General features: G+C 70.8%; 11 protein-coding genes and 1 pseudogene. 8 read left to right on the forward strand and 4 right to left on the reverse strand.

Annotated elements, in window-relative coordinates; genetic code table 11:
- Positions 1 to 272 precede the first annotated feature (272 nt).
- Both ACK8GG_RS11080 and ACK8GG_RS11085 read left to right on the forward strand, forming a co-directional pair.
- The gene (locus tag ACK8GG_RS11080) at positions 273 to 1388 is read left to right on the forward strand and encodes a S1C family serine protease (RefSeq protein ID WP_440356272.1); all 1116 of its coding nucleotides are present in this window, start codon (positions 273 to 275) and stop codon (positions 1386 to 1388) included.
- A 103-nt stretch (positions 1389 to 1491) separates the two neighbouring features.
- Entirely contained in the window at positions 1492 to 2292 is an 801-nt protein-coding gene (locus tag ACK8GG_RS11085; protein ID WP_440356225.1) for a hypothetical protein, read from the forward strand.
- A 139-nt stretch (positions 2293 to 2431) separates the two neighbouring features.
- Here ACK8GG_RS11085 and ACK8GG_RS11090 read toward each other — a convergent pair whose 3' ends face one another.
- A complete protein-coding gene (locus ACK8GG_RS11090; RefSeq protein ID WP_440356226.1) occupies positions 2432 to 2998 on the reverse strand; it encodes a DUF3000 domain-containing protein in 567 nt (188 codons plus the stop codon).
- A gap of 125 nt (positions 2999 to 3123) precedes the next feature.
- On the opposite strand from ACK8GG_RS11090, the gene hemE reads away from it, so the two are divergent.
- Genes hemE through hemQ form a run of 3 tightly spaced genes read left to right on the forward strand, consistent with a single transcriptional unit; the run spans position 3124 to position 6347 of the window.
- Entirely contained in the window at positions 3124 to 4227 is a 1104-nt protein-coding gene (hemE, locus tag ACK8GG_RS11095) for a uroporphyrinogen decarboxylase (RefSeq protein ID WP_440356227.1), read from the forward strand.
- Positions 4228 to 4239: 12 nt separating this feature from the next.
- Complete coding sequence (hemG, locus tag ACK8GG_RS11100; RefSeq protein ID WP_440356228.1) at positions 4240 to 5649, forward strand: protoporphyrinogen oxidase; 1410 nt, start codon at positions 4240 to 4242, stop codon at positions 5647 to 5649.
- Complete coding sequence (hemQ, locus tag ACK8GG_RS11105; protein ID WP_440350138.1) at positions 5646 to 6347, forward strand: hydrogen peroxide-dependent heme synthase; 702 nt, start codon at positions 5646 to 5648, stop codon at positions 6345 to 6347. The genes hemG and hemQ overlap by 4 nt, the downstream gene beginning before the upstream one ends.
- Here the strand turns inward: hemQ and ACK8GG_RS11110 are convergent.
- Complete coding sequence (locus ACK8GG_RS11110) at positions 6331 to 6948, reverse strand: GNAT family N-acetyltransferase (protein ID WP_440356273.1); 618 nt, start codon at positions 6946 to 6948, stop codon at positions 6331 to 6333. The two genes, hemQ and ACK8GG_RS11110, sit on opposite strands and share 17 nt — an antisense overlap.
- Positions 6937 to 7377, reverse strand: a pseudogene (locus tag ACK8GG_RS11115) (GNAT family N-acetyltransferase); the annotation flags it as partial. The gene ACK8GG_RS11110 and the pseudogene ACK8GG_RS11115, both read right to left, overlap by 12 nt.
- 274 nt (positions 7378 to 7651) lie before the next feature.
- On the opposite strand from ACK8GG_RS11115, the gene ACK8GG_RS11120 reads away from it, so the two are divergent.
- Both ACK8GG_RS11120 and ACK8GG_RS11125 read left to right on the forward strand, forming a co-directional pair.
- Positions 7652 to 9268, forward strand: coding sequence for a M20/M25/M40 family metallo-hydrolase (locus ACK8GG_RS11120; RefSeq protein ID WP_440356229.1), 1617 nt, complete (start codon positions 7652 to 7654; stop codon positions 9266 to 9268).
- 248 nt (positions 9269 to 9516) lie between these two features.
- Positions 9517 to 10797, forward strand: coding sequence for an alpha/beta hydrolase (locus ACK8GG_RS11125; RefSeq protein WP_440356230.1), 1281 nt, complete (start codon positions 9517 to 9519; stop codon positions 10795 to 10797).
- A gap of 202 nt (positions 10798 to 10999) precedes the next feature.
- Here ACK8GG_RS11125 and ACK8GG_RS11130 read toward each other — a convergent pair whose 3' ends face one another.
- Positions 11000 to 11794: a DUF4231 domain-containing protein gene (locus tag ACK8GG_RS11130; RefSeq protein WP_440356231.1), complete on the reverse strand. Its 795-nt coding sequence runs from the start codon at positions 11792 to 11794 to the stop codon at positions 11000 to 11002.
- Positions 11795 to 12054: 260 nt separating this feature from the next.
- Between ACK8GG_RS11130 and ACK8GG_RS11135 the strand changes: the two genes are divergently transcribed.
- Positions 12055 to 13308, forward strand: coding sequence for a D-alanyl-D-alanine carboxypeptidase family protein (locus tag ACK8GG_RS11135; RefSeq protein ID WP_440356232.1), 1254 nt, complete (start codon positions 12055 to 12057; stop codon positions 13306 to 13308).
- The last annotated feature ends 6 nt before the right edge of the window (positions 13309 to 13314 follow it).

A 13314-nucleotide genomic window follows, 5' to 3' on the forward strand; every position in this document is an offset into this window, starting at 1 on the left:
GCGTCGAAGATCACGGAGTCGTGGCACGCGCGCGCGGGGGCGACAAAGGCCGATCGGATCGGTAAGTTCCATCTGCTGTCGAAACAGGAGTTGACGCGGTATGGCATCGTGACCGCCGTCAACGGGAGGAAATGTCACTCATGAATTCTGGGTACCCGCCGGCTTCCGGCGCTCCGGCATCCGGTTCGGCCCCGGTACCCGCAGCGCCAGGATCCGCTCCGGCTCCGGCTTCCGGTTCGGCCTCGGTGTCCGCTTCCGGTGCGGCCGGGGCGCTGATTTCCGGTTCGGCTGCAGGACCGGCTTCCGGTTCGGCGTCCGTGCCCGTCTCGCCAGGTCGCCCCGGTCCGCTCCCGCCGCGCATCGAGCCACCAGCCCGCGCCTACCCGCAGGCAGCACCCGCCGGTGCCTACCCGCCGCCGGCCGGTGCCTATCCGCCTCCGGCAGCGCCGGGGCAGCCGCAGCCGGTCGCCCCGTCGCCGCCGACCGGGCCGGCGTCACCGCAGTTCGGCGCCGCTGCGGCGCCCGCCGGCTGGCAGTCGTCCAGCCCTCCGCAGCCGCCCGCGTTCCCACCGCCTGCGCAGCCCTCCGCGCCGCAGCCCTCCGCGCGGGGGTCCCGTCGCAGCTGGCCGGGGCTCGTCGCCTTCGTCCTCGTGCTGCTGCTCGCCGGTGTCGCCGGCTTCCAGACCTTCCAGCTTGATCGCCTCGGTGACCGGCTCGCCGAGCTCGACTCGCGGGCCGCCGCCGGGCAGGAGAACGACACCCTGCGCCTCGACGGCCTGGAGACACGCACCGAGGAGCTGGAGGAGGCAGCCGGCAGCGCCTTCAACCCGGAGGCGATCGCCGGTGCGGCGCTGCCGAGCGTCTTCCGGGTACGCGCCGGCGACTTCACCGGCACCGCCTTCGCCGTCGGCAAGCCCCGTAGCGGCGGCGGCACCAATCTGCTCACCAACCATCACGTGGTCGAGTCGGTCTGGGCGGCCGGCGGCCGCACGGTCTACCTGGAGCGCTCCGACCAGCGTTACCCCGCCACCATCGTGGAGGTCGACGAAGCCAACGACCTGGCCCACCTGAGCACCGACGCCGAGTTCAAAGGGCTGGCAGCCGCCCCCGAGCAGGTCAAGTCCGGCCAGCAGATCGTGGTGGTCGGCGCGCCGCTCGGGCTGACCGACACCGTGACCACGGGTGTGGTGAGCGCCTTCCGGACCGAGCAGGACGCCGGGCCGACGATCCAGTTCGACGCACCCATCAACCCCGGCAACTCCGGCGGCCCGGTGATCAACAGTGCCAAACAGGTCGTCGGTATCGCCACCGCCAAGGCCATCGACGCGGAGGGCATCGGACTCGCCGTTCCGATCAAAACCGCTTGCGACAGATTCACCGTCTGTTGACAGTAGGCCGAGCCTGCGGCCACCCCCCACGCAATTGACCCGCTTCGTCCCCGGCCAATGAACCTCAGTTGATCGGGGACAGATTCAACGGAGGAACAAACGAATGTCCTACCCGCCGAACGAGGGCGCGCAGGGCGGAAACGTCTACGGCGCGCAGCCGGGACAGCCGCCGTACAACCCCCCGCCATCCCAGCCCGGGTACGGCTCGGCCCAGGTGCCGCAGCAGCCGTCCTACGGCGCTCCCACGCCGCAGCCGAGCCCGCCGCAGTCCGGCCAGCCCTTCGGTGCGCCGGCGCCGCAGTCCGGTCCGCCCTTCGGTGGTCCCGGGCAGCAGCCGGGCCCGCAGTCCGGCCCGCCCTTCGGTGGTCCCGGCCCGCAGTCCGGCCCGCCCTTCGGTGGCCCCGGACAGCAGCCGCCCTTCGGCGGCCCGCAGTCCGCGCCGCCGTTCAGTGCGCCGCCGGCTGCCGGCTCCCCGGCCGCACGGTCGGGTGGCGGTGGCCGCAAGCTGCTCGTGGTGAGCCTCGTGGCGGTCCTGCTGCTGCTCGGTGTCGGCGTCATGTCGGTCCTCTACGTCACCAAGAACAGCGAGCTGGACAAGACCGAGAAGCAGCTCTCCTCGCAGATCGCGGAGCGGGACACGACCATCGGTGCGAACAAGACCGAGATCGAGCAGCTCCAGGGCGACCTGCAGTCAATGAAGGACAAGAACAAGGAACTGGAGCAGAACCTCTCCGGGACCAAGAGCGACCGCGACGAGCAGGCCCGCCAGAAGCGGGTCATCGGCAGCTGCCTGACCAAGCTGAGCAACGCGCTCGCCGCCGCGGCCGACAACGACCGGGCCGCGTACAACCGGGCGATGAAGGGCCTGGACAAGATCTGCGACGAGGCAGACAAGTACCTCTGATCCACCGGTGAGTGACAACCACCGCTGACCCACCGACGAGCGTGGCGGGCCCGGACGACCCCGGGGCCGCCACGCTCGTCGCGTAAGCGGGTCGCTCCCGGGGCGTGGCGCGGCATCGTCGGCGCCGGGGACGGTGCGGTCAGCCGCTGCGTCGCCGGTCCGCCAGCGTGCTCACCCCGGGCGGGGGGAGTCCCGCGCTGGAGGCGAGCAGGACACACCAGCTGAGCAGGTGCGGGGTCAGATCGTCGGTCACCGGCGTCCACGAGGCCCGGATCTCGATGTCGCCGGCGGGCGGCGGTCCGGCCAGCTCGCCGAAGCGGGTGGAGAGGGTCTGGGTGACAGTCCCGCCGAGCGCCCGGTAGCTCGCCTCGTGTGCGTCCAGCGCGTCGATGAGCCAGGTCCAGCCCACCGTCGGCAGCAGCTGATCCGCGGCCAGGTCGGGCTCCAGCTCCGCCGTGACGTAGGTGACCAGGCGCAGGGTGCCCTGCCAGGCCTCGTGCCCGGCCGGATCGTGCAGCAGGATCAGCCGGCCGGTCGTCATCTCGTCGGCGTCGTGGTGAACGGTGGCGCTCAGCGCGAAGGCGTACGGGGCCAGCCGGCGGGGCGCGCCGACCTCCTCCAGGACGATCTCGGCCCGCGGCGAGGGGACCCGCAGCCCGGCTACCGCACGGGCGAAGATCTCGGGGGTCGCGATCGGGGGGGCCATGAGCGCAGCCTAGGCCGCCAGGCGTCACCCCACCGATCGGCGCGCCGGACACCCACCCGGGCGCGGCGGGCCGAAGTTCACAAATGCCCGAGGTGCCCGCCGGGGCCGTCCCACACCGTGGCACGATGGCCCGGATGAGCACGAGCGCAACGGGTCCTGCGGCCCGAGACGACGACGCCCCCCGCCCGGCCGGTCTGACCGAGTCGGCCTTCGTCCGCGCCTGCCGGCGCCGGCCGGTGCCGCACACTCCGGTCTGGTTCATGCGCCAGGCCGGCCGGTCCCTGCCGGAGTACCGGCAGATCCGCGCCGGGGTGCCGATGCTGGAATCCTGCCGCCGCCCCGACCTGGTCACCGAGATCACCCTGCAGCCGGTCCGCCGCCACGGCGTCGACGCGGCCATCTTCTTCAGCGACATCGTGGTGCCGGTCGCCGCGGCCGGGGTGGACCTGGACATCGTGCCGGGGACCGGGCCGGTCGTCGCCGAGCCGGTGCGCGAGCTCGCCGACGTGGAGAAGATCCGCCCGATCACCGTCGAGGACGTCTCCTACGTCGACGAAGCGGTGCGGATGCTCGTGGCCGAGCTCGGCGACACCCCGCTGATCGGCTTCGCCGGCGCCCCGTTCACCCTGGCCAGCTACCTGGTCGAGGGCGGTCCGTCACGCAGCCACGCCAAGACCAAGGCGATGATGTACGGCGCTCCGGAGCTCTGGCACGCCCTCTGCGGCCGGCTCGTCGAGATCACCACCGCGTTCCTGCGGGTGCAGATCGCCGCCGGCGTCTCCGCCGTGCAGCTCTTCGACTCCTGGGCGGGCGCCCTCTCCGAGGCCGACTATCGCCGCTACGTCCTGCCGCACTCGGCGGCGGTGCTCGGCAGCCTCGCCGACGCCGGGGTGCCGCGCATCCACTTCGGGGTCGGCACCGCCGAACTGCTCGGCGCGATGGGGGAGGCCGGCGCCGACGTGGTCGGCGTCGACTGGCGTACGCCGTTGGACGTGGCCACGAAGCGCATCGGCCCGGAGCGGGCCGTGCAGGGCAACCTCGACCCGGCGGTGCTCTTCGCGCCCTGGCCGGTCATCGAGACCGAGGTACGCCGGGTCCTCGCCGAAGGGCGGGCCGCGCCCGGGCACGTGTTCAACCTCGGGCACGGCGTGCCGCCGGAGACCGACCCCGAGGTGCTGACCCGGGTTGTCGCTCTGGTCCACGAGGTCTCGGCGGAGTCAAACGGGTAAGGAAGGCACCTCATGCGTCAGCCGTGGCGGATCGCCGTCGTCGGTGGTGGGATCAGTGGGCTCGCCGCGGCGGTGCGGCTGCGTGACCTGACCCCCGCCGACACCGAGATCACGATCTTCGAACAGTCCGGAATGCTCGGCGGCAAGCTGCGCACCGGTGAGCTGGCGGGTTCGCCGGTGGAGTTCGGCGCGGAGTCCTTCCTGATGCGCGACCCGGCCGGCGCCGACTCCGCTGCGGTCGCGCTGGCCCGCCGGCTCGGGCTCGGCGACGCACTGGTGCACCCGACCGTCGGCCAGGCCGCGCTCGTCGTCGACGGCGCGTTGCGCCCGGTGCCGGGCGGGACGCTGGTGGGCGTACCGGGGGATCTGGGGCAGGTGACGGCGGTCGCGCAGCCGGCCACCGACGCCGACCGGGACACCGGGCGGCCGCTGCTCGCACCCGGGGAGGACGTCTCCGTCGGGGCGCTGGTGCGGTCCCGCTTCGGCGACGAGATCTGCGAACGGCTGGTCGACCCGATGCTCGGCGGCGTCTACGCCGGACGGGCCGACACCCTCTCGCTGAATGCCACGATGCCGGCGCTGTCGCGTACGGCGCGCACCGCGCACACCCTCACCGGGGCGGTCCGCGCCGCCCAGGCCGCCGCGCCGCGACCGACCGGCGCGCCGGTCTTCGCCACCGTCGACGGCGGACTCTCCCGGCTGGTCGCCGCCGCCGCGCAGGCCGCCGGCGCCACGATCCGGCTCAACACCGCCGTACGCGAACTCTGCGCCACCCGGGACGGCTGGCAGCTGACGGTCGGCCCGACCCCGGCGGCGCAGACCGTCACCGCCGACGCGGTGGTGCTCGCGCTGCCGGCGCGGCACGCGGCCCGGCTGCTGGCCGGGCTCGATGCGGCGTCGGCTGCAACCGTGGGGGAGCTCGACTACGCCAGCGTCGCCCTGATCACCCTGGTGCTGCCGGAGCCGCAACTGCCGAAACTCTCCGGTTTCCTGGTCCCGGCCGATCAGGGGCTGACCATCAAGGCCTCCACCTTCTTCACCACCAAGTGGGGACACCTGCGCCGCCCGGACGGGCTGGCGCTGGTGCGCGCCTCCGTCGGGCGCTACGGCGAGGAGGCGGCACTTCAGGTCTCCGACGCCGAACTGGCGGCCCTGGCGCACCGGGAGATCTCCCAGGTCGTCGGCGCGCCGCTGCCGACGCCGGTAGCGACCCACGTGCAGCGCTGGGGTGGCGCGCTGCCGCAGTACACGCCGGGACACCTGGAGCGGGTGGCCGCCGTCCGGGCGGCGCTGCGGCCGGCGTACCCGACGCTCGCCGTCGTGGGCGCCGCCTACGACGGAGTCGGCATCCCGGTCTGCGTGCGCTCCGGCGAGACCGGCGCCGAAGAGATCATCAAGGCCCTGGAGGAATCAGGATCATGACGGAACAGACGAACGCGGCGCGGATCCGGGAGCTCAACGACTCCATCCGTTACACCATGTGGTCGGTCTACCGGGCCACCGGCCCGCTGCCCGCCCTGCGCGACAACGTCGCGGGCGAGGTGGAGAACCTCTTCGAGGAGCTCGCCGGCGAGGACGTGGTGGTGCGCGGCACCTACGACGTCTCCGGCCTGCGCGCCGACGCCGACATCATGATCTGGTGGCACTCCGCCTCCAGTGACGCGTTGCAGGACGCGTACGGCCGGTTCCGCCGCACCGCGCTGGGCCGGTGCCTGACCCCGGTCTGGTCGCAGATGGCGCTGCACCGCCCGGCCGAGTTCAACCGCAGCCACATCCCGGCCTTCCTCGCCGGCGAGGAGGCGCGCGGCTACCTCTGCGTCTACCCCTTCGTGCGCTCCTACGAGTGGTACGTCCTGCCGGACGCCGAGCGCCGCGAGATGCTCGCCGAGCACGGCGCGATGGCCCGCGGCTACGCCGACGTGCGCGCCAACACGGTCGCGTCGTTCGCCCTGGGCGACTACGAGTGGATGCTCGCCTTCGAGGCCGACGAGCTGCACCGCATCGTGGACCTGATGCGCCAGCTGCGGGCCTCCAAGGCCCGCCTGCACGTACGCGAGGAGGTGCCGTTCTACACCGGACGGCGCCGCACGGTCGCCGAGATCGTCAACGACCTGCCGTAACCTGCCCCGCCACTTCGCCCCCGCCGCTTCCCGCAGTGGGGGCGGAGCTGTCTTCGGTTCGGCGGGCCGGCGTGGTCAGGCGCATGGCGGTCAGCGGGGCGAAGCCCAGCTCGCGGTAGAGGGGCGCACCCTCCTCGGTGGCAGCCAGGTCGACGGCGCCGACGCCCCGCTCGCGGTACCACCGCAGCAGCTCCTGCGTGCAGGCCCGGGCGTAACCACGGCGGCGTTGACCGGGGTCGGTGCAGACGTTGAAAAGGTGACCGCTCAGACCGCCCGGGTTGCCCGGTGTCCCCAGCCGCTCCTCGATCGTCCCGACCGCGCAGGCCGCCAGCTCGCCGGGGCGGTCCGGATTGTCGACGACGTACGCGGCCATCGTGGGCTCGGCCTCGGCGAGTCGTCGACGCAGCGTCTCCTCGGTGGCGGTCAGCCACGGGCCGGGTGGGGGAGCCGTGCCACCGGCCATGGCAGTCAGCATCAGCACCCGCAGCCGTACGAGCTCCGGGGCGTCCCCGGCGGTCGCCGCGCGGGGTGCGACGACGTTGGTCGCAGCGGGGTCGGCGAAGGAGGGCTGCGGGGACGGCTCGCCGGGATCGCGGCGCATCGGCAGGTGGGGGATGCCGTCCTCGACGAACTCCGGCCCCGTGTCGGTGAAGCCGTGAGCGCGGTAGAAGCCCGCCAGGTGCGACTGCGCGTCCAGCACGCAGGGCCGCTCGCCGACGAGAGCCAGCGCCTCGGTGAGCAGCCGGCCCGCGAGGCCTTGCCCGCGCGCTGCCGGCGCCACCACCACCCGGCCGATCCGCGCCACCCCGCCGGGATCGGCCAGGATCCGCAGGTACGCCACGATCGCACCGTCGCGCTCCAGCCAGAGGTGGCGGGTGCCGGGTTCGACGTCGCGCCCGTCCAGCTCCGGGTACGCGCACTCCTGCTCGACGACGAAGACATCGATGCGCAGTTTCAGCAGGTGGTGGAGGGTGCGAGCAGAGAGCTCGCCGAAGGCGGCGACGTGCAGCCGGAGGGCGGCGGTGGACATGCGCCGAGCCTAACGGCCACCGGCCCGGCCTCCTTTCGCGGCGGTGACCCTGCCGGCGCGGCCGGCGTCGGCTTCGGCCTCGCCTGCTGCGTCGGCTCCGGTCAGGGCGGGGTTCTGTCGCTGCCGGAGGTCGGGGAGCGGCGGTCGCGGTCAGGGGCCTTCGTGCATCCACAGAACTGGATATTGCTTGTCGATCGGAGCGGGGTGTATAGATAGCTGCCGCTGTAATGCGGCGTATCCCCCGACAGTCTTCCCATTCCCCCGAGGAGACCCCGTGAGAAGACGCCTGACCGCAGCCTTTGCCGTTGCGGTGCTCGCCGCCGGCCTCAACCCCCTGGCCGCCCCCGCCCAGGCGGCGCCGACCGCCGCCGGGTTCGCCGTGGCCCCCGCCGCAGCCCCCGCTGCGCTCGCCGCCGCCCCGAACATCTCGCTGGCGAACATCACCGGCCACCTGACCCAGTTCCAGAGCATCGCCACCGCCAACGGTGGCCGGCGCAACGCCGCGAGCACCGGCTACACGGCCTCGGTCAACTACGTCTACGACAAGCTGGTCGCCGCCGGCTTCACCGTCGTCAAGCAGCCCTGCGCCTCGGGCTGCATCAGCGGGGCCGGGCCGAACATCATCGCCGACTGGCCGGGTGGCGACGTCAACCAGACGCTGATGCTCGGCGCGCACCTCGACGGCGTCACCGCCGGGGCCGGCATCAACGACAACGCCACCGGCTCGGCGATGCTGCTGGAGGTGGCGCTGACCCTCGCCGCGCAGAACCCGCAGCTCACCCGGCACGTGCGCTTCGCCTGGTGGACCGACGAGGAGTCCGGCCTCAACGGCTCCGACTACTACGTCCGCTCGCTGAGCTCAGCCGACCGCGCCAAGATCACCGGCTACCTGAACTTCGACATGGTCGGCTCCGTCAACGGCGGCTACTTCATCAACCGGATCACCAGCAGCATCGGCCAGACCCTCAAGGCCTACTACGACTCGATCGGCGTACAGACCGAGGAGAACACCGAGGGCGCCGGGCGCTCCGACGACGCCTCGTTCAACGCGTACAGCATCCAGACCAGCGGGGTCGCCGCTGGGGCCAGCCGCACCAAGACCGCCGCCCAGGCGACGAAGTGGGGCGGGACCAGCGGGCAGGCGTTCGACCCCTGCTACCACCGGGCTTGCGACACGTACCCGAGCAACGTCAGCACCACCATCCTGGACCGGGCGGCGGACGCCTCGGCGTACGCGATCTGGACCCTCGCTGTCGGCGGCGGCACCCCGGCGAACAACTTCTCGGTCGCCGTCTCGCCGACGGCCGGATCGGTGGCCCCCGGCGGGTCGCTCTCGGCGACGGTGGCGACCGCGACCACCAGCGGCAGCGCCCAGACCGTGGCGTTGTCGGCCTCGGGCCTGCCGTCGGGTGCGACGGCTTCCTTCTCGCCCTCCTCGGTCACCTCCGGGGCTTCGTCGACGCTGACGATCAGCACCACCTCGGCGGTGGCGGCGGGGACGTACCCGATCACGGTCACCGGCACGGGCGCGGTGACGCGGACGGCGACCTACACGCTCACCGTCACCGGCGGGGCCACCACCTGCACCGGCTACCAGACGATCGTGACCGGCAGCCTGAACGCCGGGCAGAACGCCTACCAGCCGTCGGGTGGCTCGTACACGACCACCGTCTCCGGGCAGCACCGGGCGTGCCTGGACGGTCCGACCAGCCGGGACTTCGACCTCTACCTCCAGAAGCAGAACGGTTCGAGTTGGACGACGGTCGCCAGCTCCACCAGCTCCGGCCCGGACGAGACGGTGACCTACACCGGTACGGCGGGGACGTACCGGATCCGGGTGTACGCGTACTCGGGTTCCGGCAGCTACACGGTGGGCTTCACCCGCCCCTGATGAAGACCTTCAGGCGAGATCAGTAGTGGGGGCGGTGCGGTCCGATCGGAGCGCACCGCCCCTCTCGTTCACCTCGACGGTGCGGCCCGCGGCGACCTGATGTCCCGCCGGGCCGTGCCGTCGGCTGCTTTTCGTGCGGATCCTTGCGCTCGCGCTCGGTCGGTCCTTGCTCTTTCCGCCCGGCCGGGGTGAGTATGGTGCACCACCAGTGCACAATCATGCCCACCGATTCACCGGAGGTCCCCCGCATGATTCGCCGTCTCGGCGCGCTCGGCGTCGCCCTGCTCGTCGCTCTCGGTCTCGCCGCCGTCCCGGCGCAGGCCCACCCCGCACCCGCCACACCCCGGCCCGTGGTCTTCGTGCACGGCTCGGCCGGCTCCGGCCAGCAGTTCCAGACCCAGGCGAAACGCTTCGCGGTCAACGGCTACCCGATCGACCTGATCGAGGCCCACGAGTACGACTCCACCTTCACCCTCAACACGATGGCCGACGTCTGGGCCGGGCTCGACGCCCGCATCATCCGGCTGCTCGAGACCTCCGGCCAGCAGCAGATCGACCTGCTTGCGCACTCGCTCGGCACCTTCGTCGTGCAGGGCTACCTCAACAGCTCACCCGAGCGCGCGGCGCGGGTGGCGAACTACGTCAACCTCGACGGCCGTACGGCCGAGGCGCCGCCAGGGGGTGTGCGGACGCTCGCGATCTGGGGGGAGGGGGACCAGAGCCGTACGGTCGCCGGAGCCACCAATGCCTACCTGCCGGAACAGGGGCACACCGAGACCGTCACCTCACCGGAGAGCTTCCAGCACAGCTACCGCTTCTTCACCGGCCGGTCGCCGCAGACAACCGCCATCCGCACCGAAGCGCGGATCCAGCTCGCCGGGCGGGCGGTGCTCTTCCCGCAGAACGCCGGTGTCTCCGCCGGAACCCTGGAGGTCTACGAACTCAACGCGCTCGGGCTGCGTACCCGGCGGGTGGCCACCGTCGCGCTCAGCGGCGACGGCTCCTTCGGCCCGATCACCGCCAAGGGCGGCGCCCGGTACGAGTTCGCCCTGATCCGCGCCGGCGCACCCGTGCACCACTTCTACTTCCAGCCGTTCCGCCGTACCGACAACCTGATCCGGTTGCTCGCGAGCCCGCCCGGCGGCGGCCTCGGTGCGCTGGTGGAGACCAGTGACCGGCACGCGGCGATCGTGGTCAACCGCAACAAGGAGTGGTGGGGCGGCAGCGACCGGCTCTGGGTCAACGGCCGCGACATCCTCAACGAGGCGACCAGCCCGCGGGTGAAGCGGACCATCGGCATCTTCGCTTTCGACGCGGGCAGCGACCGGGTGACGGACCTGAGCAAGCCGCTGCCGGCGTTCTTCGCGCAGACCTTCATCACCGGCGTCGACATCCACATCCCGGCGCTGGGACTGACCACGGTGGTGAGCCGGCAGCGCGGCACGAGCGGTCTCCCGGACACGCTCGTGATCCCGGCTTGGCCATCAAGCGGTCACCGCAGCACTTTGACATTCGACGACTATGTGTGACGTCAAAGCGATAGGGCCAGCCAAACGAAGCCTGGCCCTATCGCCGCCTGGCTAGGAGCAGTGGAACCGTCACCACGAGGTGGCGGCAGGGCCTTTGAGTCGAGCACGTAGGCAGCTCTTCAGTGGAGCCGAAGCAGACCTTGTAATTTCTGTAGTGCGCGGCGACGGGAGGGTCAGTCCAGAACAGGGAAATCTGGCTTGATTATCGTTCTTCCTTATGGCCGGGGGACTGTTCCAGTTGCAGTTCTCGTTTGCGTTGTTCTTCGCGCAGTCGCTCCACATTGCGCGCAAAGAGTCGAAGTCTGTCGTCCTCGTCCTCTATTTCGCCGTACTCATCAATATGGAATTGTGCGGCATTGTAGTTTTTCTCAATCTCGTCGGCAGTTGATTGAAGGTTGTATCCGCGTTCACGGAACTTAAAGTAGGCGGCCATTCCTGCCGTGATGCTGACGAGGGCGGTCAGTCCAGTGGAAATCCAGCTCAACGGGTGTGAGCCAGCCATGATGGCGGTTGTTGTGGAAGCGGCGATCGAGCCAATGATGATTACCGCTTGGATAGAGTTGTGCGTTCTGAGATTCCTTGTGGCGCGAGCGCGGAACTGGGAAATGATGTCCTGCGAGGCTTCTCGGTAAAGCCTCAGGGATTCGATCGAGTCCGACGGAATCCGGGTGGCAGCGCTTTGCCTGTCGTGGCTGAGATTACGCACATCGAGATCGAATTCGACGATCCTGCGTCGGTTTTTGATCAGTAGGTTGCCGAACGTGATGCACAGTACGAGTAGTGCGATTAGGCCTACGTATCGGGTAAGGACCGGTTTTGATTCCCACAGTCCAACGACAACTGAGTAGGCGAGTAGGGCCGCCAGGGAAAATCCGGAAACCAGTATAACTAAGTATGTGACCTGCGCCGACCTGGCGGACCGGAGGCGGTCTGCGGCGAGTTCGTACTCTTTTGTGAGCTGGCGATATTTCTCTTGCTCGTCGTGTGGGGCGGTCACGGACTCTCCGAGTTGATTGCCGCGGGCTGGGAACGCGCAAGGTTCTCGAAAAATGTTCGTCTTGTCTATTGATGTGTCGTATACGCGACGGCCGCTTGATTTTGGCCGGACCTCGTTGCAGGCGGCCAGCCCACGCCCAAGCTTGGCTTACAGACGATGCATGGCGAGCAGCCGCAGGTCGGGCGCTTGTCTAGAAGTTGCTGCTGGCATCCGTTGCCCTGTCGAGGATTTGGTCCGGCCGTAACGCATAGGCTGTTTGTATGAAACCGCGGCTGCTGGTGACCACAGCTATGGCGGGCCTCCTCGCAGTCGGCCCCATCGTGCCGGCGTCAGCGGCGCCGCTGACGCCCCAAGGGCCCACCGTGTCGGAAACCGCCGCGCCGGTGCTGCCGTGTCCGCGCATGCCGGCACCGAAGGCATCCCGGCTGCCGCGCGCGACGCCGCCGCCCGTGATGGCCGAGGACCGGGCGCTGCGCGAGCCGGCGTTGGACACCGCCGGACTGGTGGTGCCGGCAGGAGCGCCCACGCCACCCCGTGTCACCGCGACGTCCTGGGTGGTCGCCGACCTGGACTCCGGGCAGGTGCTCGGCGGCTGCGGCCCGTACGAGCACGCCACCCCGGCGAGTGTGCAGAAGCTGCTGCTCGCTGCGACGATGCTGCCGAAGCTGGACCCGCAACAGGTCATCAGAGTCACCGCGGAGGACATGAACATCGAGCCCGGCTCGTCGGCCGTGGGTCTGGTCGAGGGCGGCCGGTACAAACTGGAGACCGTCTGGCTCGGGCTGCTGCTGAACTCCGGTAACGAGGCGGCGAACCTGATCGCCCGGCTCGGTGGCGGCGAGGACGGCGTGGCCGGGGGAGTGGTGGCCATGAACGAATACGCCCGCCACCTCGGCGCTCTCCAGACCCACGCGGTCACACCCTCCGGCCTGGACGCCCCCGGTCAGTTCGCCAGCGCGTACGACCTGGCGCTGATCGCCCGCGCCTGCTTCGACAACCCGGACTTCCGCCGATACGCCCGGACGGAGAGCACCAAGATCCCGGCCCAGAAGGCCAAGAAGGCCAGGGCGTTCCAGATCCAGAACGACAACCGGCTGCTCTACAACTACCCGGGCGCGATCGGCGGCAAGACCGGCTTCACCGATCTGGCCCGCCACACGTACGTCGGCGCGGCCGAACGCGACGGCCGCCGCCTCGTGGTGACGCTGCTAGGTGCGGAGGCACAGCCCAAGAATGGCTGGGAGCAGGGTGCCGCGCTGCTCGACTGGGGATTCGGGCTGCCCCGTACGGCTGCCGTGGGCCGGCTGGTCGAGCCGGGTGAGCTGGCCGAGCGGGCATCGCCCGAGCCCTCGCCGGAAGAGGCCGAGGAGCTGAACGCCTCCCCGGCGGCATCGAGTCCGCGACAGGCCGGGGGAGTGGATCTGTTCTGGCCACTGGTGGCCCTGGCCGTGGCGGCGACCGCTCTGATCCTCGTTGTGCAATTCAAGCGCCGGGGCGTCGGCCGAGGTCGTTGATCGAGT

This window comes from Melissospora conviva, from assembly GCF_049523535.1.
Taxonomy (GTDB): Bacteria; Actinomycetota; Actinomycetes; order Mycobacteriales; family Micromonosporaceae; genus Melissospora; species Melissospora conviva.